We start from the raw sequence: 25,049 nt of genomic DNA, 5'->3' as shown, positions 1-25,049 counted from the left end.
ATCTTAATTAATTTCAAATGTGTGTGTGAAAAAAGAGCCGTTAAAAATTTTAACGGCTCCAAACTAAACCAACTTAACTAACTAATTATTTGTAAATGAGGTTATATTAATGGTCCATACCCGGCTTGCGCCGTTTGCTGCAGTTACTACATATTTAAGCTGCTTTGTTGCATCAGTAGGATCGCCAAGTGTAGGCGTTCCGCCTGTTGGTGAAATACTTGCTGCAGTAGAGATATTCATATAAAACCACAGTTTACTTTGCACTACTTTGGCTTTCTCGGCAGCTGTAAACTGGCCATTCGCAGCGGGCACAGTTATTTGTACGTTTATTGTCGAATTTGCCTGGTCGATTTGTTGTGCCAATCCCAACTTTTGATAAGCTACAATGGGCTGCCCGTTCATGGTTTGCGTACCATTAAAGCGGTGCTCAACATTTACGAGTGTAATTTCGTTGGTATCAAATACCGCGTAATCAGTTAGTCCCTTTTTTAAACAAGAAGACAACAAACCCAATGATAAGATCATCATCAGTAAGGATATATGTTTTATTTTTAGTTTCATGATTTTTACTTTAAGGTTACCATCCTGGATTTTGTGGACCGAACTTGGCATTATTATCGATATAGCCTTGCCCTATCGGGAAAAGGTATCTCCTGGAAGCATCGAATTTTCTATTGTTATATTGATTGTTAAATGGCCCGGTTACTATCGAAAAAGATTTGCTATCTTTTGATAAATCCATTACACGGATGGGTTCAGTTAACTCACTAATGGACTGACCAGAAGCCAGGCCATTGTTTGCATCGCCGCCAAATCTGCCCCAACGCAACAAGCTATAATAATGATCGTTTTCTTCTGCGAGTTCTACCCTTCTTTCAATTTTATAATCTTTCCATGCAGCAGTTGTTGTACCTGCTGTAGAAGCAGGAAGCTTACCATGTAAAACCCTGGTTTTGTTTAGGTTTATGAGCGCATTGGCAATATCTCCTTTAAGTAAATAGGCTTCGGCAAGGTTTAAATATATCCTGCCCAACCGCATACAAACCCAATGGTAGTCGGTATTAACACTATTTAAATAACTTGGCGCTACATTGGTATACAATCCCTTACGCCAGTACATATTACTTAAACTGGTTTCGTATCCACCACCATTAATAGTGCCCAAAAACCTACCCGAATTACCTTTTAAGCTCGTAGTAAATAATTCTCCGTAAAATGTATTTTGATCGCTAATGATAGAAGCTTTCCAGCGTGCATCCCTATTCTCGTTGGTTAAGGTTAACATGGTTTCGGTACTTCCAGCTTTAATGCGACCCATTTTCACCAACACGTCATTATTCAGTTTAGCTGTTTTATCATCAGGGAAGCCTGATTTAGCAAAGGGTGCAATTACATTTACGCTTTCATCAACAGCATTAAGGTACTGAGAGGTTTGGTTCCAGGGCAACGCTTTGGTAGGATCGGCCTTATCGATTGTTAAGTAATCATCGGTAAAGTTCTGCGTAGGAAAGTTCTCTGGCCAAACCTCAAAAGGCACCGGCTTGTTAAATAAAGGTGAGCCGCCAAATTGCGTAATTGTTTCTGGCTTAATATTTGGCAGTTGGTGTTGCATTGGCGTACCACTCAATGAAGTGTTAATCGCTTTTCTGTACACAGCGAAAATAATTTCATTTGATGTACTTTTGGTTTCGTTAAACATGCCTTCATAATCCGTATCGAGCACATAGCCGCCACCAATTACCAATTGGGCATTGGTTATAACTTTATCAAGCAATGGATCGTTAGCCGCAACATTTGGTGCTGCCGGATAATTTTTATAAGCAAGCGCTTGCAAACAAACTTCAGTTAAAAACCCTGCTGCCACATATTTATTAGTTCTACCCGATACTTTGGTAGCTGGCAAATCAGCAACTGCATCTTCGAGATCTTTGATGATGTAATTGTAACTTTCGGAGGGGTTTGCGGTACTTGGTAATTTAAGCTCATCATTTTCAGTTAAAACCTTATCTATCCAAACAATGCGGCCTGTTTTTCTGGCAATACTGAAGTAAGACATAGCCCTTAAAAACTTGGCTTCGGCAATCAGTGTTTTTTTATCAGCGTCTGCGATACCTGCTGATTCGGTTACGTTTTTAATAATTACATTGCAACGACGAACCGCTGCCCAGTTATTAAAACCGTAATCGCTCCTATTGGTTAAAGTTTCTGTAAAAACCGGGAGTGCATCGCTTGCATTGCCATAAGCACCTATAATGTTTGCGGTATAAGTATCTTCAGCACCCTTAAGACCACATGTGTAAGCGTTCATGATCCCCGAGTAAGTGCCATAAATAAAAGTTTCGGCATTGGCCTTGCTACTCCATACTACATCAGGACTGATCAAACTTAAAGGTTCTGCATCCAATACTTTTTTACATGAGCCTAATACCAGCAAACCAGTAAAAACTCCAATTATTGTTATAATTTTTTTCATGATTTTTAATAGTTTAATTAGAAACCTACACTTAAACCCAATGCAAGTGTGCGCTGAATAGGGTAATTGTAATTATTGGTATCTGATTCCGGATCAATAAAATATTTCTGGCTTTTTGCCGATGTTAATAAATTCGTACCCGACGCAAATAACCTCAGGCTTTGAAATGGCGATTTTTTTAGCAAACCTTGTTTAAAATCATAACCTATTTGCACATATTTTAGACGTACATATTTAGATTGAATCAACCAAAAATCACTTCCACGCGAACTATTACTGCCGTTAACGGCATCATTACTAATTGCTCTGGGAAAAATAGCATTTGTGTTATCTGGTCGCCAATAATCAGTTTGAAAATCATAAACGAGTAAATTTTGTCCGCTTACACCCTGAATTACATCTCCGATATAACGATCTCTATTACCTGCTCCCTGTACAACGGCATTTAAAGAGAATCCTTTATAAGCCAAATCAACCGTAATACCATAATTGGTTCGTGGAGTTGTATTACTACCTATTCTTCTAAAATCATCTCCGTTAAGTTGTCCGTCTCCATTTAGATCAAGGTATCTTAAATCGCCTGCACCTACATTAATTGAAGTGATACGACGAGCTCCGGTTAACAATTGGCTGTTATCTGTATAAAATCCACCATTTAAATAACCAGTTTGTAGAAAACTGCCAGTTGTATTGGTTGTTCTGGTATATGGATTTTTCAATGTAGCGTCATCATCTGCTGCCGAGCGCTCTGTCAATGAATTGAATCGGGTAAAGTTGACACCAATTTTATAGGTCAGGTCGCCGATGTTACTCGCCCAATTCACATTAAAATCAAAGCCTTCAGTTCGGGTAGCGCCTTCGGTAAAGTTTATTTGTGGCAAACCAATGCCCAGTGTTTGAGCAAAACGAGGGTCGCTGGTTACAAATCCGGTTCTACGGGTATAAAAATAATCGAAGGTGGCATTTAACCGATTATTCAGGGTTCCAAATTCTAAGGCTAAATCTCTGTTACCAATAGTTTGCCATGAATAAGTATTACTAGGCAAACTACCAGGTTCTGATGTACCCTGAACCATATTGCCGTTAACTACATAAGCCTGGGCATTAATGCCATATGCGGGTACATATCCAAATGCACCAACACCGGTTTTATCGCCCAATACACCATAAGAACCTCTTAATTTCAAAAAGTCCAAAATATGTTTTTCTTTTAGCGATTTCATAAACGGCTCATCAGAGATGATATAACTTCCTGAAACGGCGTAAAAAGTACCCCATTGTTTACCGGGCACGAAAAGATAGTCACCATCCCTTCTAACCGATCCCTCTACTGAATATCTTGATTTGTAAGTATAGGTTAACCTACCTAATAACGCTGCTCTTGCTGCTTCGCTTTCGCCACCACCAACAGTTTGGTTTAAAGCTGGCCCAGCTACTAACTGATCAAAAATAATCTGATAACCTACTCTACTCCCATTAACAGATGATAATTCATCTCGCTGACGTTCTGCTACCCCTGTAAAATCGATACTATGATCGCCAAAAGTTTTATTGTAAAGTACGTAACCTTGCAGGGTTAATGTACTTCCCTGTCCTTGCGATACGGTTAAGCCTGGTGCATTACCAAATATTGGTGATGTACTGTTTAAATTATAGGCAGGTGCAAGATAATTCCAACTTTTACCAACGTTATTGTAGGTAGTATAAGCACCATTAAATTTAAATCTTAAACCATCTAAAAAGTGAGCTGCATACTCCAGACCTAAATTGGTATTTAAAATTTTAGCAAAGCCTTTATTATATCCGGATTTAGGATCCAACTCCCTTACCGGGTTATCAGACTGCGTAGTTGGCAAACCAAATTCGTTAACAGCCAATTGCTCTGGTGTTCTATTTTGAATGTGGCTATATATATTTCCATAACCTGCACCAGGCTGAATATTACTTTCAATAAAACCATCTAAACCTGCAGTTACCTTTAGATTTATATTTTCAAACTCGCTGGTTGTATTTAAACGGTAAGTAGTACGTTTGTTGTAATTGTTATCGGTTTTTAAAATGCTACTCTGATCGTAGTAAGAAAGACCCGCATAGTAAGTTAATTTTTTAGTTCCTGATGTAACTGCTAAATCATGGCGCATTTCCGGCGCAAAATTCTTCATAGTCAGTGCCTGCCAATCGGTATTGGGGAAATTAAAAGGATCTGAGCCGGTACGCAATTTTTCTAATTCAGCATCCGTTCTAAACGGGGTTCTACCTTCGGCTGCATATAATTTATTTTTTGCAAGCGCCTGGTCATAAGAACTAAGTTTTTCAGGGAATAAGGTTGGTTGAGAAAATATTTGATTGTAGGAATAATTAATTTTGATTACCCCTTCTTTACCTCTTTTGGTAGTAACAAGTACTACTCCATTTGCACCCTGATTACCGTATAAAGCAGTAGCACCAGCATCTTTTAAAATCGAAAAGCTCTCAATATCGTTAGGGTTAAGATTAGAAAAATCATTTGCAGAACGCACAATATTATCGATAACATAAATTGGACTTTGGCCACGAATTAAAATACCACTTTTAGTACCCGGGGCTCCATTACTTGCTGTCACGATTATTCCAGGTACCCTACCTGCCACAGCATCGTTAATAGATTGTACCGGCAAAGGTGCTACATTACTCATATCTAAAGTACTGATGGCACTCGTAGTTTTACGCTTGGTTGTTGTACCATAAGCTTGTACAACAACCTCATCCAAACTATTATCATCGGGCGTTAAGGTAACTGCCATAGAAGTTTTAGCTGGTACTTCCAGTGTTTTATATCCTACCATTGAAAATATCAAAACTGCATTATCGGGTACTTTAAGGGTAAAGCCTCCATTACCATCGGTAGAAGCGCCTATTCCCTTTGTACCTTTCACAATAACGGTAACTCCCGGGAGCCCTACACCTGTAGTGTCGCGCACCGTTCCTTTAACAATGATATCCTTGCTGGCTTCTCCGGCAGGTAAAATAGTAATGAGGTTGTTCTGTTGAATATTAAAATTAAGTGTGGTCCCTGATAACAACGCACGCATCACCTCTTCCAACGAGGCTTCGCTTGTTTTGATATTGATTAATTTGTTAAACGGCCCTTCTGTTGGGCTGTATACAAAACGGTATCCGCTTTGTTTTTCGATGATCTGCAAGGCTTTTTCGAGTTTGATATTTTTCATATCAAGCGAAAGTTTTTCTTGTGAGAAAACCTTGGCAGAAACATTTAAACAAGTAACAAATACTAATAAAAATGCAATCTTCATGGGGATGATGATTTTAGAAAGCAGCCTGAGCCATGGCGAGGCTTGACTAATGTAAATTTTAATCATATTTTTGTTTTTTGATTGGTTTATTTGGGGCTACGCATTTCCAGTGAGGAACCCCAGATTAGAAAAAAGATCAAAAAATTTAATTGGGGAATGTGTTCGAGCACTTCCCCTTTTTCTTTTTGATACAGGTTTATTTTGGTTAGTTTGTTTATTTGGTTATTGTAATGTGATCTCCTTTCTGTTTAAAATTAAAATATTTAACCTGTTGCAAATTGTGCAATACCGTTAGGATGTCTTCATTTCTAAAATTGGCGGTATAAATATATTCGGCTACTTCTTTATCCCCGAACTCGATAGTTACATTAAACCAGCGTTCAAGACGCTCTTTAATCTCTTCAAAATCGTTGTTTATAAAAATGATATCGTTATTGGTCCAGGCCGATTCTACTACCTGTTTATTCATTAGCGTAAGGTTATTGACCTCAATTTTAGGTAACCTGTACTGGCGCTCTTTAATTGATTGACCCGGATCTATCGGTGCCATTAACATGTGATAGGTGATTTTTTGCCCTGCTTTAAGGATAATGGTATTTTTATTTAAGCCGGTATTGTCTTCAAGCTTAATCGTACCCCGTACCAGGGTTGCAGCCGATTCGTTCTCATTTGCATAACTTTTCACATTAAATGCAGTACCCAACACCGTAATCTTAAAATCTTTGGTGTGTACAAAAAAGGGTTTGGCAGCATTGTGCTTTACGTCAAAGTAGGCTTCTCCGGTTAGCTTAACATTTCTATCTTTTTGATCGAAGTTATCTCCCAGTTCAATTTTACTGTCGCCATTTAGATAAACCAAAGTACCATCGGGTAAGGTAACTTTCTTCTTCTCTCCTTTTTTAGCTGCAAAATTTTCGGCATAATGCAAGCTGTTATTCGGTTGATTATAAATGTTGTACAATAAACCTATAAACAATACGACCAAAAGAGAAGCGGCGATAGCATAATGTACAGATCTGAAGCGCTTAACTTTAGTTACAGGACTTATCTGGTTAGTAAGGTAATCTAGCTGTTTATTAACCGGTTTTAAATTACCGCTTAATACCTGGTATAACTTTTTAGCTGCCTGCAGTGTTTTATGTTTTTCAGGATGTTTGGCTATCCATGTTTCCCAGAAAATCACACATTTTTCGTTGCTACCTTCGCAATACTGCTTAAAGGTATCATCCATTAAAAAATCTTCAGGGTACTTATATTCATCAATCATGGAACGGGCTTTTAATACCAGTGCACAGAAAGTGATTTTTTTACCAAGTATTTTTTACTTTTTTTTTATTTTATTTAAAAATGTGCTTCAAAGCGCTTAGAGCACTAGAATTTAAGCTGTGTACGCAAAAATTTTAATGCGCTATAAATGGTATTATAGGCTGTTCTTACTGTTAATTGTGTTCTTTTGGCCACATCTTCGTAACTCAATCCATCATAAAACCGCAATTGGATTAATTTTCTTTGCTGAGGGGTTAGTTTTTCGAGGGCAGCAAGCAAACTGGTTTTTACCAGCTCGTCTGATTGAATTTTTACGATCAGTTCTTCATAAGGCATTTCCAAAAGAGCTTCATCTTCTCTTACAATTACTGAAATGGCTTTGTTTAAACGTTGTTCGTGTGCAATCCGTTTTAAAATTTTTCTTTTTAAAATCGTACGCAGATAAGATTCAACCTGTTCTACACGGGGTAGTGTTTCGTGTTTTTCCCAAATTTCGAGAAATACCTGGTTTAATGTATCGGTAACCACTTCTGAGTCGCTGCAAACCCTCAAGCCAAATCCGGCTAAACTTCTATAGAGGCTTTTATACAAATTAAGAAAGGCATCTCTTTCGCCCATACATAGGGCCTCCCACCACAATACATGGAACGTAATTTTATCCTCGGCGAAATTATGCTTGTCCATGATAAAATTTACGACTGCTCTTTCCTTTTACCGGAAATGAAACACTTGTATTGGGATAATTTTGCAAAAATATAGTCATTAATCGTTTAGTCAGCACACGATTTAGGGATATTGTGCTGTGCAGTTTTTTGGTTTTGTTGTAGCTTGGTTTGTTACAAGGTACAGGTTAATCTTCAAATACCTTTCCTTTAATCACTTGTTTTTTTTATTTCAGCTTATGGTAAGCCAAAATATTTTCAAATCTGAACGAGAAAAAGTTTAGCAAAACTAAAAAAATTAAGCTATTATAAACAACATAAATTGCTTTCGGCAGCTTAAAACAAAAAGTGTTGAACTCAGACAAGCCGAATCCAACACTTCAAAAAACAAATATCTCTGTTTAGTATTTATATAAATTACCGACTTTTTTTAATCCTGCTCAATAAAGTTAAGTTCCCTGTCGTGCGTTTCGGGTATAGTGAGCACACTGTATATGCCAATACTAAAACAAATTACCCCCACCACTGCCGCAGCATTAAGCGCTAGTATATCGGGTTTTAAAGCCGCATAAAGTGTTGTCATTAATACCACCGTGCCACGAACCATATTGGGAATGGTAGTTGCTGCCGTAGCCCTTAAATTGGTTCCAAACTGTTCGGCACCAATAGTAACAAACATAGCCCAATAGCCAATACCAAAGCCTAGCCAAAGGCACATGAGGTATATTCCTGTAGGATTTGCCAGACCTCCATACAGGTAAATAATCGAACCCAAAAGCGTAAAGAGCATGAGTATCATTACAGCCTTCTTTCTGGAGCAAAGCAGATAACTTAATACACCACTCAGCAGATCGCCCGTAGCTAGGCCAATGTAACACCACATTACCGAGAGGCCTGGTTTTACCTCTTCCGTTATGCCTAAAGCCTTGGCAAATTCGTTGCTAAAAGTAGCCAGAATACCGATTACATACCAGGTTGGCAATCCGATACCTATACACCTGGCGTAGAGTTTTAAGCGGCGGGTATTGGTAAAAAATGATTTAAAACTCCCCTTACGAACCTGCTCACGTTCGGCTATCTGTGTGTACATGCCCGATTCGAAAACCCCTATTCTCAAAAGCAGCAGCAATATCCCTAAACCACCGCCCGTGAAATAAGCATAACGCCAACTAAAAAGCTCAACGGTAAAATAGGCTGCAACAGCGCCTAGCAAACCCACGCCTGCAACTACCGAGGCACCAATACCGCGCAATTTTTTAGGCAGGCTCTCTGAAACCAAAGTTATGCCTGCTCCAAGCTCTCCGGCCAAACCTACACCGGCAACAAAGCGCAAAACTTTATATAGGGTAATATCCTGAACAAATCCGCAGGCAAAATTGGCTATTGAATAGGTAATAATCGATCCGAAAAGCACCGATAACCTGCCTTTTTTATCTCCCAAAATGCCCCACAATATGCCGCCCAATAGCAAACCACTCATTTGCCAGTTCAAAATGCTCGCTCCTTCTACAGATTGTGCTGTTTCATCCAGGCCCAATTCAATCAGGCTCGGAATCCTAACAATGCCAAACAGCAGCAAATCGTATATATCTACAAAATAACCTAAAGCTGCAACAATAACTACCGTGCTGAACAAGTGCTGCCATACACTTTTACCACCAATCTTTTCCATATTTATTGATAGATAAAAGTAACGCTTACCACACAGTCCTTATCGGCCACAGCCCTTACCCAATGAGCACTAAAGCCGGCAGGAAATTCGTATTCAACGGGTTTGCCTGGAGTAAGGTTAAAGGTTTTGTATTGGTGAAAACCAGTGAGGTCGAAATCAACTTCAAGGGTAATTTTCACAGGGATATTTGCAGTTAAGCTAACCTTTTTACGGTCGTAACCCGTCATTAAGTAAGGCAACGAAGCTTCTCCGGCTTTTACTGTAGTATTTTTCCAAACGCTTCCCGTGCCTACTGCTTTTCCCATTTTCCACATATCATCTACCCCACCATACCACAAGCCGTTCGAGGAGTTGCCAAAGTACTGGCCATCAGCCCGTGCATCTTTTTTTGTTCCGCTGAGCACCAATAACCCGCGCCAGGTACAGAAATCAATAATTTTTTTATTATGGGTGGTAATCGGTCGCAAAGCAATAAAACCACTTTCCCTGCCAACTTCATAAAAGGTGCCCGAAATATTCAGCATAAACCGTTCAGATTCGATTTCCCTTTTATCGCGATAGGCAAAGGTTTGGTAAATATCTGAACCTTTGGGCAAGCGAAATGTACCTGTTGCATCTTTTACAATTACCGAAGCCTCATCAACCGTGTATCCCTTAACTAATTTTCCTAAACGCAAAACCTGTGCGCTACTGTCGGTTGTTGGGGTAACAGTAACCAGTTTCTCATCTACTTCCGTGTACTTATTTTCGCTTGTTTGCAATACCTGCAGGTTTTTATTAAAATTTGCCGGACGGATAATGTTTGCATTAACCGGACTTGTTTCCGTAATATCGGCCAGCGATTTAAACAATGTATTATTTGGTGTATGTGGCTTTCCGCTGAAATGCATAAAGGCTGTTGCGATGCAATCTTTATCGGTTTTAAACCTGATCCAGGTGGCTTTCAAATCTGCCGGCAGCAGAAAATATTGATAATGGTTAGCATCCAGCCTGATTTTTTTATAATCTTTCCAGCTATTGTTTCCGCTTACATCGATCTGGAGTGTCACCGTAGTTTGCTTATCGGCTAACAAATGGAGTACCTTTTTATCAAATCCATTAATGAGATAAGGATCTGATGGGGTATTGCCCTTAACTGCATCCTTTTCCCAGGGGCCGCCCCATCCCGTAGGACTGCCCCATTTATTAAGATCGTTCCACTGGCCAAACCATAAGTTGGATTGAGCCCGTCCGGCCAACGGATTTTCTAGCACCGTGGTTTCGTCTGTTGCAATTACAATCTGATTGTTCCAGTTGCAAAAATCGGGGATATAGCGCAAATGGGTGTTAAGTGGTGCAATTCCTCCACTGTTTGCCCGGGAAAAGGTTTTTGGAAAATCATACATCATTGCATGCATATCCATCAGCATTTTGCCATTCCCCACTTCACGGATGCGTGGCCATTCGGTATACCAGCCCCCACGGTGATCGTAAGTATGGGCAGCCTTAGGTAAACGGTAGGTATACCATTGCCCTTTATCCAGTAGTTTAAGTATAACCGAACGTTTATCCCAGCCTATACTCCATAGCGGGGTCTTATTGTCTGGACTGCCATAAATACCTCCCGGTCCGGTTACATCGGTAAACTGCCTGCGTTCTACTATTTCCCATTTTTTACCATCCCAACTGGCCAGTACTCCTTTTTCTTCATTGTTACCGGGTAAACTGCCTGCCTGAAGCATGTCTTTCGTTATTTTAAAAACGGCTTCCTCACCATTGTTGGCTACAACTAATTTGCCCTGTGCTGTATAAGCCCCCTTACCGTGCCAGCCAGGAACAGGCTTATGAAACAGTTTATTAACCGCGAGTGTATGTACGTTTACTTCATATAGCACACCTTCCATATCATAAAAATACACCATGTTTTCGGGATCAGACAGGTGCCTGGCTGTTGCGGTCATCCGGCCAGGCATTACACTGAAAGGGATGGTCCTCACTTTGCCCTTATCATCAATAAAATAACTGCTGGTAATAAGCTGGTTGGACTCACGATGGATCATCCTATTGGCTGGTGTACCACCAATACTTTCCGGATGAATGGTTACATTTAAATCTTTATCTAAACTGTAAAGCTTATCGGCGCTGCCATGGGGCTCATGTGGCGAATAGGTAACCATCCAAAGCTGACCGGCCCAGGGTGTAATGGCGCCTATACCGTTTTCAAAACCCTGGCCTCCCTTCTTATCCTGCAGTTCTTTTTTTGGCCAGCCTTCGTTAAAGGTGGCCAGATGCGGATATACACCGCTAACCTGAATGGGTTTAGTTTGGGCTTTAACTAAAAATGGTATAACGAGTGCGGCTACTGCACTTAAATAGATATTCGGTCTTATGTTTTTCATCTCTTTTTAAAAATCTTAATAATTAGGGTTTTGCGTAAGGCTTGGGTTTAACCTAACCTCCTGCTGTGGTATAGGCCAGAGGTATTGTTTGGTGGCATCGAACTTTCTTACAAACTGTATTTTAACATCGCTACCAAAGCCCGAATAATCGGCGATACCGTCAGCATCAATAGGTGTTATGCCCGGAAACGGCCATTTTGCTCTATTTTGGTTTGCAGGATCGGGCAGTGCAATAATGGGTTTATTAAGTGCTCTTTCAGCCAGTTTCCATCTAATCAGGTCCATATAACGCAGGCCCTCGAAAGCAAACTCTATCCTCCTCTCCCGCCTTACTATTTTTTTAAGCTGAACCGGATCCAGTGTCGTAATCGCCGGGTAAGAACCTATACTGGTAGCAGCAACGCCGTATCCCCTTGCCCTAACCCGGTTTATTGCCTCCAATACTGAAGCATCTAACTGCCCCAGTTCTATTTTGGCTTCTGCGTAGGTAAGCAGCATTTCTGCAAAACGTACAATAATGGCGTCATTATCTTCGATATGGGTATCGGACCAGCTTTGCTCAACGCCTTTTTTAAACAGGAAACCGGTAAAGCTGGCAAATGGTGCTACTCCCCTCGAGTCGTTATTGGTAGCCTTTCTGGCCAGTTTTGAGCTCCATACCTGCAAAGAATCGGGATGTGGATTGTAGTTGTAGCCTAACCAGTAGGTATTGAAAGGAACCACAGTAGCTGCAAGTCGCGGATCGCGGTTAGCAAAGGGATTTAGTGGATTGTAAAGCGGCGATTCGTTAATCGGTTTTCCGTCTGTACACTCATAAGCATCTACCAGCTCACGGGTTGGCATGGTTGCACCAAATCCTCCAGCATTTCTCGATAAGATATCATCGGGTGTTGCTGAAACTTTCTGTGCCTGATCTCGCGGAATGCCAAGAATAATCTCGGGACTAAGTTCTCCTGCTCTCTGAAAAAGAGCGCTGTAAGAATTATTTAGACTATAAGCTCCGGCACCGGTGAGATTCATCACAGCCAAAGCAGCCTCGCGGGCAGTTTCCCAATCGCCCATATAAAGGGCTGTTCTGGCTTTAAGTGCCAATGCAGCTCCTTTTGTTAACCGTTTTATGCTCGAAGAGGCATAATTTTGCGGCAGGTTCTGCGCTGCAAAATCAAATTCCGCTTTCAGAAAATTATAGATATCGGCTTTACTGCTCTTCTTAACGTTGTAAGATTCTTCGAGCGTAAGGATTTTAAGGTTAAGCGGAACATCTCCGTAATGGGTAATCAGTTTACTGTATTGATAGGCCCTGATTAGCCTCATTTCGGCTTCCAAAGTAGTCATTACAGTTGCCGGCGTACTGGCTGCCGCCCGATCTTTATTTTCGAGGAAAGCATTAACACGTGCAATAGCTTTGTAAGCATTGGTCCAGAAGGTAAGCGAAAAAGCATCTGATGATGACTGTGTACCGGCGATAACCGGGTTTGAGCCGCTTCCACCGCGGTAGTAACAGTTATCGGAGAAAAACTCTTCCCAGGCACCTGTATTTTCTTTAATTGGCGCCCAAAAATCTAAACGATAAAGGTCGTTTACCGCCAGTTCGAGCTCTACCTGGTTGGAATAAAAGCTGCTTGTTGAAGGCGAACTTAGGGGATTTAGATCGAGCTTTTTGCATGACCAAATGCAAATGCCCAACATTGCTATAATAAAGAGGTTCTTTTTCATTTTAAATAAGGTTTGATATATCCCTGTGTATTAAAATTTTACGTTAACACCGCCAAGAAATGTGGTTACGATTGGATAAGCTGCATTTCCCGATTCAGGATCGGCATATTTGGGGAATTTGCTACTGGTAAAGAAATCGTTTACTGCCACATAAAAACGGATAGATTGTAATCCCACTTTCTTCAGCAATGGCTTATCAGCTAAGGTGTAACCCAAAGTTGTATTCTTGATCCGGAAGTAAGCTCCGTTAAACAGCCAAAAATCAGACAGCGCATAATTATTTCCGGAAACGGTATTGGTTAAGCGCGGATATTGGGCAACCATATTTTGCTCAGGCGTATTGTTTTTGCTGTAGAATTTCCCGTCAATCAGTTCCGGAAAATTGCCAAACTGCTCCTGAAATGGCCTCACCACTTCACTATTCAACCTGCTCAAACGTTTAGCTACCCCCTGAAAGCTGATGCCGAAATCAAATCCTTTATAAGCCAGATTGATGTTACCACCATATTGATATCTTGGTAATGAACCGCCAAGCAGCACCCTGTCATTGGCATTGATAATACCATTATTATCGGTATCTGCGTAGCCTAAATCGCCTGCCGTAACCGCGTTACTGGTTCTGGGCGCTGCGTTTGCACTGGCAGTGTTTTGGTAAATACCTGTTGAACGGTAGCCGTACCATTCGTTAAACTGGCTACCCTCAAAAATAGACTGATCGCCAAGAATTTGTGTGCCGCCCATATTTACGATATTCGATTTGGCATCCGAAAGGTTAAAGCCGGCACTATAGCTCAGTTCCCCAATTTTATCTTTCCAGCCGATGGCCATTTCCCAGCCTTTAACATCTAATATTCCGGCATTTTGTGTAGGCCTGTCAAAACCAAGGTTTATCGGAATATCCAGTCCTAAGAGGATATCGGTAGTTCTTTTTTGGTAATAATCAGCAGTCAGGCTTAATCTATTGTTCAGGAAAGCAGCATCAATACCTATATCGGTAGACTTTGTGGTCTCCCATGAAATGTTTTGAACGGCATAAACGGTTTGTGCCCCTCCATTTAACGGAATTACGCTTCCGTTCTGATAAAACAACGCGGTACTCAAATCAATACTGGCCTGGTAAGGATAATTGCCAATACGCTCATTTCCTACCTCTCCATACGAGCCCCTCAACTTTAGAAAACTAACCCATTTGATGTTTTTCATAAATTTTTCTTCGCTCAAACTCCAGCCCGCCGAAAATGATGGAAAATAGGCATCGCGATAAGCAGGTGCAAAACGCGAAGACTTATCATACCTTAAATTTGCCTGTAAAAAATAACGGCTTTTGTAATCGTAGCTTAAACGACCAAAGAACGAACGGAGGTTAGCCTCTGATGCATCGCCCGAATTATCTCTCAATAACTGTGAGCCTGCGTCGAGATAAGGAAAATCGGTAAGTACAAAACCACTTCTCGAAGCTCCTAACGATTCCTGGTTGCTATAAACACCTTCGTACCCCAGCAACCCACTAAAATTGTGGTTATTAACCGTTTTGTTATAGTTGGCCAGAAACTGACTGGTTAACTGGTAAATCTCATTCCTACCCTCATTTAAAACCGTTAAGGCGGTATTGGATAAGGTAGTAGGCGACCCATCTGCCAGTGTATAGGTAATTTTTTTAGAAAAGGCTTTTGTTTTATTAAAATCAAAGGTCGGAGCCAGAATACCAGTCAGGGTTAAACCCGTTACGGGTTTAAAGTTTAATGCCAAACGCCCCTGCAATTGGTTAGAGCGGCCCGTTGTAGTTCCACCTTCGTTTAATTGCGCAAGAGGGTTTCTACCATCCTTAGCAATAGAATACTTACCATTGGTATAGCGGTCGGCATAAACCGGAGGCATTACCCTTGCCTCGTAAATTGGTGTTTGGCCACTAAAGGGATTCGATACCGGCGCCAAACTGTTAAGCCTTCTTAATCCAAGATCAACAATAGCACTCAGTTTCTCTGAGATTTTGATATCGTTATTGATCCTGAACTGATAGCGCTCATAATTGTAGTTATCGTAAAATGCCCCCACATTCTGGTAACCTAACGAAGCCTTGGTTTTCAGCTTTTCATTGCCAGCGGTAAATACCACGTCATGCTGCTCCCTGGGGGCATATTTATTAGTCATAATCAGTTGCTGCCAATCGGTATTGGCAAAAGGAAATTTATCGGGTGTTGCAGCCCTGTTGGCTTCGAAATTCACAATGTAATCGTTGGCATATGGCCCTGTTGCAGCGCCATCATTAGTAGCCTGCTCGTTAAAGTATTTCATGTAGGTTGGCGCATCAACATAAGCCGGCAAGGCAGTAGGTTTTTGTAAAGCATACTCGAAATTGTATTCGAGATTCGAGGCACCGTTTTTACCGCGTTTGGTGGTAATTAAGATTACCCCGGCGGCACCACGCGAGCCGTATATGGCAGCCGAAGCCGCGTCTTTGAGCACATTAAGCGATTCGACATCATTCGGGTTCACCAGGTCCATACTGCTTACCGGAATACCGTCTACCACCACCAAAGCATCGTTATTGTTTAGCGTGGTAATGCCGCGTACCCTAACCGTAGCGCCCGAACCAGGCGCTGAACTGCTCCGCGTAACCGATACTCCTGCTACCGCGCCCTGCAAAGATTCAGAAACCTGCAGGGTTTGCCTGCCCGAAAGTTCTTCGCCGCTAAGTGTAGCAATGGCACCGGTTAAATCTTTTTTCTTTTGCGTTCCATACCCCACTACCACCACATCATTTAAATTGGTTTGATCGGCCATTAGTGCAACTTCAAGTGGCTTTCCGTTAAGAATAATTGTTTGTATTTGATAACCCACATAACCGAAAGTCAAGCTTTTTACAGCATCAGGTATGGTTAGGGTAAATCGACCCTGAGTATCGGTTAAGGTTCCATTTTTTGTGCCTGGTACACTCACAGTTACACCGATCAGGCTCTCCTTTGTTTTCGCATCGGTAACTCTACCCGAAACGATCTTTGTTTGTGCATGAGCTGCATAGTAAATACAGGCTAGCACCAACAATAGCAATAGGTTCTTTTTCATTCAAGATTTGGTTAGTTATTAAATAGTTTGTTGGTTCTCTTCACTGATGATAACACCAGCTAACTGTAAATTTAGGGGCATATTTAGCTAAAAACACGCTCAACAGCTGACCAAAGCTGAGCCATTATTTAGTACAACATAAAACACTAACTAACAGCACCTTAAACACAAAAAAGAACTTAAATGGATAAGCCGATAAAACGAAAAAATAGTTGATCTGAGCCTTACCGTTTATTTCATCGATTTTAAATTGTGAATCGCAACCCGAAACCATGCGCTTTTATTTTGATATGGTGGCTTTTTCTGTATTTTTATGGCACATCCGATAACCGATCAACTAACCAAACATATTATCATTACCCGTCCCCAAGTGATACAACAAAGCATGAACGAAGAATCCCTACAGGCTGAAAACATCTTATTCTTCCGCAACCTGGATAGCTGCTGTCAAAAAATAGCAGAACAGACCGGTAACCAGGATATAGCTTCGTGGAAAAACAGCGATTATGTTAAGCTCAGTGGTTTACTTTATCGGAAAACAAAAGTGCATTTGGGCGAGAATACCCTGAAACGGATATTTGGTAAAGTCAAAACCTCTAACCGCTACTACCCGCAGAAAGCCACTCGTGATGCGTTGGCACAGTTTATTGATTTTCGCGACTGGCAGGAATTTGAGCGTATTAACTCACTTACTATTGAAAAACCTCCCCTACCAAAGCCGACACAGCCAAAAGAGCCTGTAAAACCATCGAAAAGGGCTAAGCACACGCTTAAAGTTATTTTATTTGCTATAACAGTATTGGTAGGGATTAGTTTGTGGATTTACATTAAAAGTCTGATTAGCGATCAGGACATTAAACTTCTGTGCCTAAACCCCAACGGGATAAGTCCACACTCTGCACTTTTTAAACTAAACGTTAAAAACAATGCGAAGATTAACCGCGCTGAATACCTTATCGATTTTGCAGATGGCAGTACCATGAAGAAAAGTTTTTCGGCAAATCTGGTTAACCATTACTATGAGGCTCCCGGAAGGTATTTCCCTGTACTGTTCCATCACAAAAAGCCAATAGATACAGGATGGGTTTACCTTCAAAGCAAAGGTTGGGATTTGATTGCTATGGTAGAACATGATACCACCAGGGTATACCCAGTGAGTTCTGCCGCGCTCCAAAACGGAAAAAGAATATCTGCATCCACTTCTGCGCTTATCAAATCAGGCGTTGATACTACCAAAACCTTTTTTGTTTCATTTGCCAACGTTAAACCGACTACCATAAGTGCCGACAACTTTGAGTTAAATGTTTTCATCCAAACCTCGCCCTCTCGCCCCGGAGTACGCTGTTCGCAAACAGATTTAATTGTATATGGAGAAAAAGACTTTCATGCGGTTAACCTCATTAAGCCAGAATGTGTAGTATGGAGCAATTTGAAATTTTCTGAGAACCAGCTTGATGGTACAAAAGATGACCTGAGACCACAGGGCCAGGACCTTCGCAATGGCAAACACATTAAGCTAAGGATTGAAAACCAGCACGCCAGGCTTTTTGTAGATAACAGGGAAATCATTAATAGCAGATATAAAATCCCTATTGGTAAGCTCATGGGAGTAAAAATAAGATTTGCAGGTGTAGGTAGCTTTGAAAATTTTGAGGCCTATGACCTAAAAACAAAAGAAAAGTTTTAACTGCTATTAATTAGCATTCCAATAGCAATCGATCAAACAAGTGAAACAGGCAATCTTCAAATTATTTTCTTGTTGAGCAAGCGCTTAAAAACAAAAACGGGGACTTTCTTCTTTCGATTAAGTTCCCCGTTTTTAACTTTAAAAACAACCATAGCTGTATTTTAAAGCATCTAATTCTTGTTACTTTGATTTTTCCGTTATCGTTAGGTCTTGCAACTTTTACGATTCGTGAAAATTTATTTCCAACTCTTCTGTCCGTAAACTTCTTAGCTTTCAATAATCTCTGTTAGGCCTGTGCAGTTTTCTTATCGGCCAATCTCTCGATGGTGATATATATTCTTAATCAGTTTAACCCTTTCTGAAACTAACCGTTATCCTTGTAAACTATCCGAAATCTGTCACCTCTCGGTTCTTTATTTCTTTTGGATTGTTTTATCAGAATTCAAAGTACTTCGTATTTGATATGATCTAATTTAGGTGTAAAACCATTATCTGTCAAGAAAAAACAATGGTTTTTATAAACAAAGTTTTCAACCTAAATCAACTGGTTATCAACAATTTAAAAACAACAAAACCTTGTTTTTAACCATAAAAACGCATTTATTTTCAGTTTATTAACATTGGCTCCATTTTTACTCATACACAAAACATAGCCAACTGGCAATCAGAACCTTACTGTTTTTCGGCGTAAAATGCTAAAAAAACAAAAAACTTAATTTCAATCTCAACAAAAAGAATTGCTATTATGTTATTTTTGTAATATGCAGATCAGGCAACCCATTAGAAACATACAAGACTTTTTATTGAGTACGTATTTTGCCGACGGTCTGCGCATTACCATCGGTGTACTGCTACCCTCTTTGATATTTGCTCAGTTTGGCATGCTTAAATATGGCATGACTTTATCGCTCGGTGCTTTATGTGTGAGCGTAGTGGATAGTCCGGGGCCAATGGTGCACCGGAGAAATGCCATGTTTATTACCACGGCACTCATTTTCACCTTTTCAATTATTACCGGTCTTACCAACAAGAACCATTATTTTATTGGCTTTTTACTGGCTGTATCGAGTTTTATATTTTCGATGTTTTACATCTATGGCCTCAGGGCAGCCTCGGTTGGTACTGCAGTGTTGCTAATTATGGTGCTCAGTATCGACGATATCAGGCCCTGGCAGGAAGTATTGCTTCACTCAGCACTGGTTCTAGCAGGTAGCTTATGGTATACCGGTTTAAGCTATTTTGTTTACCGCCTGCGCCCCTTCCGGCTGGTGCAACAATCGTTAAGCGATTCGATTTTAGAAGTAGCCGAATTTTTAAGGGAAAAAGCCAAATTTTATCACCAGAACAACAATTACGAAAAAACCTACGCCGATCTGCTACAACTCCAGGTATCGGTGCATGAAAAACAGGATGCGGTTAGGGAATTGCTTTTCAGAACGCGCGAGATTGTACGCGATTCGACACCTGAAGGTCGTTTCCTGTTATTGGTTTTTGTTGATATGGTTGATCTTTTTGAGCAGGTTATGTCTACTTATTACAACTATCAGCAGCTGCACGATCAGTTTGATAAGGCAGGTATCCTGTCTGATTACGAAATGGCCATTAAACGTATTTCTTATGCTTTAGATGATATTGCTTTTGCACTGAAAAGCGGTGGTACACCAGTTGTTTCCAAACGGCTGCTCATTGAAATAGAACGTTTAAAAATTAAAATCAATAACCTCGAAAAAAATAACCAAAACCAGGAATACAATACGCTGGGGATTATTGCGCTGAAAAACATTGAGGTGAACATCGAGAATATCCTTTCGCGTGTTAAAACCATTTTCAGCTATTTTAAAATCAGGAATAGCAAGGATATTCGCCAGGCAGAGGTAGATACGGAAAAGTTTATTACGCGCCAGAAGTTCGATTTTAAACTGTTTACCGAAAACTTAACCTACAGTTCTTCCACTTTCAGGCATTCGCTACGTGTTACTGTAGTAATGTTACTTGGCTTTGTTGTATCGCTGGTCTTAGATTTTTCGCACAGTTACTGGATTTTACTCACCATCCTCGTAATTTCCAAACCTGGCTTTAGTTTAACCAAAGAACGCAATTACCAACGTTTAATCGGTACAACCGTGGGGGCGTTTGTGGGAATGGGTGTGCTTACCTATATCCACGACAGAAATACCTTATTTGTAATTTTGCTGATTTGTATGATTGGCTGTTACAGTTTTCAGCGTAAGAATTATGTAGTAAGCGTACTTTTTATGACACCCTATATCCTCATTCTCTTCGATTTTTTAGGGATGGGATCTATTGCGTTGGCCAGAGAAAGGATTTACGATACTTTTATCGGCTCGGGCATTGCACTACTGGCCAGTTATTCTCTCTTCCCCACCTGGGAGTACGAAAACCTGAAAGAGGCCATGATCGATATTTTAAAAGCCAACAAGGATTATTACGACCAAGTTATTAAATTGTACTTTGAAAAGAGCTATAACCGTACAGAATATAAACTGGCACGTAAAGAAGTATATGTAAGTACGGCCAATCTGGCTTCCCTGTTCCAGCGAATGTTTTCTGAGCCTAAAAGTAAACAGCTATTTATTAAAGAAGTACACCAGTTTACCTCTTTAAGTCACCTGCTGTCATCATATGTAGCTACACTTTCGCTTTATAACAAGGAACATGAGTTTGTTTTCGAAAGTTTTGATCACTTAAAACCGATTGCGAACAATACCAATTACCTGTTAGATGCAGCCCTCAACAACCTTTTGCAGGGAGCTGGCACCTTAGATAATGTACCTTTAATTAGATTGAACGATAATGGTTTAAGTGCTAAAAAAGGCGAAGACCTTGTGCCAGAGCAGTTCGATTTGATTCAGAAAGTAGCTTATGACATTTATAAACTCTCGGTTAAAATAAAACTGTAACCTTTTATTTAATCAGACAGGCATTAAAGGGTAAAGTGTACGATTCTCCGTTATCGAGTTTAAAAGTAATCTGCCCATCACAGCCAAGCTGCTTCTCTGCAATATCTTTGGCATTAAAAACGACTGAATAAGAACGTTGTTCTGTATTGTCTGATTGAATTGAATCAGTTCGAACTTTGAATTTCAGTTTTACCTCAATACTACCTGCAGTAACAGATATTTTTTCAATCTTATTGAATTTAGATTTGGTAGTAAAATCGAGTAACAAGGCTCTGGGTGCATTAGTCGTATCGCTAAAAAGGCTAAAAGCATAGTAAGTTTTACCCTCGCGGAAATACTGGTAATCGAGTTGCTTTTTCTGGCAATAAGCGGTGTTGGCCAACGCAAAGCAAAACAGGAAACAGATAAAGGTTTTCATCATATTAAAATCTGGGGCAAGGCACTTTAAACCCTTTAAAGTTATTGTGCCGGTATATAAAAGAGAGTTCGTAAGTGCGTGGCGTGGCATTTAATAATTTACTGCCATATACCGTATAATTTATGCCTGCACTAATATTGCCAACAGCCGCCCCAACATAGGGGAAAAACGATGCTTCGTTAAATTTATACCAAAGTCCTAAATTTAGTTTTACTTTGGTTTCTTCGCCGGGTTTTAAACCTAAAACAGTACCTAATATGGCATCTTTGTTTTTATTCTGCGCATTGTAAACCCCGGTAACATTTAGATCTGCAAAATCATTTAACAGGTAAACCATACCCAGGTTAACGGTTCGGCGGGCAGCTACAAATTCGCGACTGCTATTTAAAAGCGCATCTTTAGGACGGGTTAAATGGTATTGCGCATAACCACCGGCAATGCTCAGCCTATCGAAATTTGCGGCAAAATTAACCCCGATGTTTACGTCGAAATAAGCCGTTTTATCGTTTTTTAAATCGAGGTAATTGGGCATCGAAGTATCAAAACCACCACCGTTATACTGCGAAGCAAAGGTGAGTTTATTGTAATCGAGGTATTTGGCTACGTAGGCAATTTGTGGAGCCAATCCGAATTTAAAGCGGTGTTCTTCATCAAAATACTGGTAGTAAGAAACACTGGCACTGAGATATTGCGATTTTAAGGCTTTATTTAGTGATTCATCAAACAAGCCACTTAAGCCTATGCTAAAGTAGTTATTGGTAAAATTTTCGTCCTCAACCAGTTTAATATCACCCGAAACGCTATAGGTATTATAAGGATCGCCGAGATTACCCCATTGCTGCCTTGTATTAACTGCAATACGGTACTCGCCATCAAAGAAACCCGTAAAGGCCGGATTTAACGAGAGTGGTGCAGCAAAATACTGCGAAAATTTGGGGTCTTGTGCCGAACAACATACAGCAGCCAGGCACAAAAAGAATAGTATCAGCGCTTTGTACATCATAATATCAGAATAGTTTTTCCTTTTGATTGAATTTTTCCGCCAAACAGATCAATTCCTTCTGCAAACCACGAAAATGTTTCAAGCGGCTGCATTTTGCTCTTAAACTGACCATCCCAACCTCCATTAACAAGAGCCTCACTTTCGTAAACCAAAATACCCCATTTGTTGTAAACCCTGAAACTCGTTAGTTTCTTAACGCTTACCAAAAAAGGATACAAGCGATTATTGGTTTCCTTTTGTGGCGTAAAAGCGGTTGGTACTATAATTTTAGGCTGTGGCAAAACAGTTAAGGTAATTGAGGTGCTGCTTATACAGCCATTCGTACTTTGTATGGCTACATAATAAACTCCTGCCCTGTTTATTTTTGTAGGGTCCTGTACTGGACGTTTCAGGTCCTGATCTTCAAAATAAGTAGCCTTAACAAATGCGCTGCTGCCTTTGGTAATTTCTGGTGCGGTTAAGTCGATAAATTCATTATCAAAAATGGTTTTTGGCTGATTTAAAACAAGTTTTGGCGGTTCATTGAAGTTGACTACAATTTTAGCGGCGCTAAAACAACCGCTTTCGTTGGTTGCCTTTACATAATAGATACCTGGTTTTACAATCGCTTTAGGGTAAGCAAGCGGATTTGCAAGGGCTTCATCACTAAAAAAAGTGTAAGTAAAGTGTCCATTGGTTTCGGTGTATAATGCCGGATTGGTTAAATCTACCTTGTCAGGATAACAGACTATTGCAGGCTGATTTATTGTAAAAACAGGTGGACTCGTTATGTTCACAACTATTTTATCACTTACCACACAACCCGCTGCACTAACTGCTTTTACATAATAAACTCCGGATTTATCAATGTGCGAAGGATCGCTTAAAGCTTTGCTCAGCGCCTCATCTTCATAAAAACTATATTTGAACGTAACGTCGCTGCCGATAAAATTTTTCAAAGTGGTAAGATCTACCAAATCGCCCAGGCAAACGGATTTTAGATTGGTAATTTTGAGCAGGGGCATCTCTTGAATTGTTACCTCAACCGGAACCAGCTTGCTACAGCCAAATTCGTTTGCAAACTTAATAAAATACCTGCCAGAAGCTTTAATGTGCTGTGGGTCGGTCAAAATTTGCGTGGCAGCCTCATCAGCATAATAGGCTTTGGTTATGCCGCTCAGTTCGCCCACACATAATTCGTTCTTCGTAATATCCACACTTTCCGAATAACAAACCGCAGCGGGGCTATTAACTGTAATATTGGTTACTTTATATACAGCAATATCGATTGGCACTACACTCTCACAGCCTTTGTTATTGGTGGCTTTAATGTAAAAGGTTTTATCGGCAGTTATTTTAACAATAGCCCCAATTTGCTTAGTCAGGTCTTTATCTTCATAAACCAGATAAGTAAAATCGGCCGAACGGTTTAAGATGTACTTTTCGCTTAACAAATCGATTTCACTGCCCTGGCAAACGATATCTTTATTTAAAACCTGTAATTCATAATCTACTCCTTTTATTACCGTACTGATTGTACTCGGACAACCAAAACCGGGATAAGGAACTACATCTAAAACAATCTTCGATCCATCGGCCGGTTTAGGTTTAATGCTGATGGACTGGCCTGTACCATATTTAACCGATCGATCTGCATTGTACCAGCTATAGCCCTGAAAGCCACTTGGCCCCGAAATATTTAGGGCATCGGAACTTTTGCAATAAGTACTTCCTGCTATCGGACCACCGCAAACATTGTTTATATCTACATAAGCATAACCAAAATGGCCACCTCTGGCGCAATCGGTACTGATAAACTCAATCAGCAACTCCTTGCCCTGGTAACCCGATAAATTTATGGTAACCGCCGACCAGTCTTTATAAATTACGCCTTCATAATCGGCAGATTTTTTAAAGCCAGGTAAGGAAGAAGTAGCTACATACTCAAAAGAAGCGCAAGGGATATACTCGTTTTTTTCTACATCCTTTACACGCGCAATAAACCGTGGTTGCTCGTAAGGTTCGTGATCGGGGTCTTCTAAAACCACTGCATACTGATACGTTAAAGTAAAATCAGGCCGGTCTGCAGGTACGGTCATCTGATACGAAATACCATCCACCTGGCTTCCGGTTCCGTTATCACCAATTTTAGCTACAAAATTGCCTCCAGATGGCGGGATAAGATTAAAGCCTCCATAAGGGTCAATAAGGTTTTTCTTACTAATGATCGTATGTCTTCCCGTAGCAGGTTTAGCAACTTCGTTTAAAGTAAAGGTGGTTTGGTTGTTTTCAATGCTAACCAGACCGGTAAATATCTTCCAGTTCTGAAAATTTCCATTTTCAAAGCCAATATTCTCCGGGCAGGATTGCGCATAAGACCTGGTTGGCATAGCAAAGCATGCTATGAGCAACATCAAAAACAATCTATTGATCAACGGGATGATTTAAATAGTTATGACATAAAAATATCGTTTTAGTATATGCAGAGATTTTGTGTCAGGATAAAGTCATGCTT

At 40.3% G+C, this 25,049-nt stretch carries 14 protein-coding genes; 2 read left to right on the top strand and 12 right to left on the bottom strand.

The features are described from left to right. Positions 1-81: 81 nt before the first annotated feature. The 9 genes from DBR40_RS12185 to DBR40_RS12145 all read right to left on the bottom strand — a co-directional run bounded on the left by DBR40_RS12185 (position 82) and on the right by DBR40_RS12145 (position 16,526). Positions 82-561, bottom strand: coding sequence for a DUF5018-related domain-containing protein (locus DBR40_RS12185; RefSeq protein WP_124560008.1), 480 nt, complete (start codon positions 559-561; stop codon positions 82-84). 16 nt (positions 562-577) lie between these two features. Next, a complete protein-coding gene (locus DBR40_RS12180; RefSeq protein ID WP_124560007.1) occupies positions 578-2,473 on the bottom strand; it encodes a RagB/SusD family nutrient uptake outer membrane protein in 1,896 nt (631 codons plus the stop codon). A 17-nt stretch (positions 2,474-2,490) separates the two neighbouring features. Next, positions 2,491-5,832 (bottom strand): SusC/RagA family TonB-linked outer membrane protein, encoded by a 3,342-nt coding sequence (locus DBR40_RS12175; protein WP_124560006.1) that lies wholly within the window; start codon positions 5,830-5,832, stop codon positions 2,491-2,493. Between the two features lie 148 nt (positions 5,833-5,980). After that, positions 5,981-7,033 (bottom strand): FecR family protein, encoded by a 1,053-nt coding sequence (locus tag DBR40_RS12170; protein ID WP_124560005.1) that lies wholly within the window; start codon positions 7,031-7,033, stop codon positions 5,981-5,983. Positions 7,034-7,137: 104 nt separating this feature from the next. Continuing rightward, positions 7,138-7,716: an RNA polymerase sigma factor gene (locus DBR40_RS12165; protein ID WP_233603876.1), complete on the bottom strand. Its 579-nt coding sequence runs from the start codon at positions 7,714-7,716 to the stop codon at positions 7,138-7,140. Positions 7,717-8,124: 408 nt separating this feature from the next. Then, on the bottom strand, positions 8,125-9,366 hold the full coding sequence (locus DBR40_RS12160) for an MFS transporter (RefSeq protein ID WP_124560004.1): 1,242 nt from the start codon (positions 9,364-9,366) through the stop codon (positions 8,125-8,127). 2 nt (positions 9,367-9,368) lie between these two features. After that, complete coding sequence (locus DBR40_RS12155) at positions 9,369-11,744, bottom strand: hypothetical protein (RefSeq protein WP_124560003.1); 2,376 nt, start codon at positions 11,742-11,744, stop codon at positions 9,369-9,371. 15 nt (positions 11,745-11,759) lie between these two features. Next, positions 11,760-13,460, bottom strand: a complete 1,701-nt coding sequence (locus DBR40_RS12150) for a RagB/SusD family nutrient uptake outer membrane protein (protein ID WP_124560002.1) — start codon at positions 13,458-13,460, stop codon at positions 11,760-11,762. A gap of 30 nt (positions 13,461-13,490) precedes the next feature. Continuing rightward, positions 13,491-16,526 (bottom strand): SusC/RagA family TonB-linked outer membrane protein, encoded by a 3,036-nt coding sequence (locus DBR40_RS12145; RefSeq protein ID WP_124560001.1) that lies wholly within the window; start codon positions 16,524-16,526, stop codon positions 13,491-13,493. A 313-nt stretch (positions 16,527-16,839) separates the two neighbouring features. Between DBR40_RS12145 and DBR40_RS12140 the strand changes: the two genes are divergently transcribed. Together DBR40_RS12140 and DBR40_RS12135 are read left to right on the top strand one after the other, a co-directional pair. Next, complete coding sequence (locus tag DBR40_RS12140; protein ID WP_124560000.1) at positions 16,840-18,213, top strand: hypothetical protein; 1,374 nt, start codon at positions 16,840-16,842, stop codon at positions 18,211-18,213. 761 nt (positions 18,214-18,974) lie between these two features. Further along, positions 18,975-21,134, top strand: coding sequence for an FUSC family protein (locus DBR40_RS12135; protein ID WP_124559999.1), 2,160 nt, complete (start codon positions 18,975-18,977; stop codon positions 21,132-21,134). 4 nt (positions 21,135-21,138) lie between these two features. On the opposite strand, the gene DBR40_RS12130 is transcribed toward DBR40_RS12135, so the two are convergent. From DBR40_RS12130 to DBR40_RS12120, 3 genes are read right to left on the bottom strand one after another with little or no spacing between them, the layout of a single operon-like run. Continuing rightward, positions 21,139-21,555, bottom strand: a complete 417-nt coding sequence (locus DBR40_RS12130) for a hypothetical protein (RefSeq protein WP_124559998.1) — start codon at positions 21,553-21,555, stop codon at positions 21,139-21,141. Position 21,556: 1 nt separating this feature from the next. Next, on the bottom strand, positions 21,557-22,555 hold the full coding sequence (locus DBR40_RS12125) for a PorP/SprF family type IX secretion system membrane protein (protein WP_124559997.1): 999 nt from the start codon (positions 22,553-22,555) through the stop codon (positions 21,557-21,559). Then, a complete protein-coding gene (locus tag DBR40_RS12120) occupies positions 22,552-24,924 on the bottom strand; it encodes a gliding motility-associated C-terminal domain-containing protein (protein ID WP_124559996.1) in 2,373 nt (790 codons plus the stop codon). Before DBR40_RS12120 ends, DBR40_RS12125 begins: the two co-directional genes overlap by 4 nt. Positions 24,925-25,049: the final 125 nt, after the last annotated feature.

The sequence above is a fragment of the Pedobacter sp. KBW01 genome, assembly GCF_003852395.1.
In the GTDB taxonomy this organism is placed as follows: domain Bacteria; phylum Bacteroidota; class Bacteroidia; order Sphingobacteriales; family Sphingobacteriaceae; genus Pedobacter.
The sequence above is the reverse complement of the archived record's forward strand: the minus strand, read 5'-3'. Positions and strand labels throughout refer to the sequence as shown.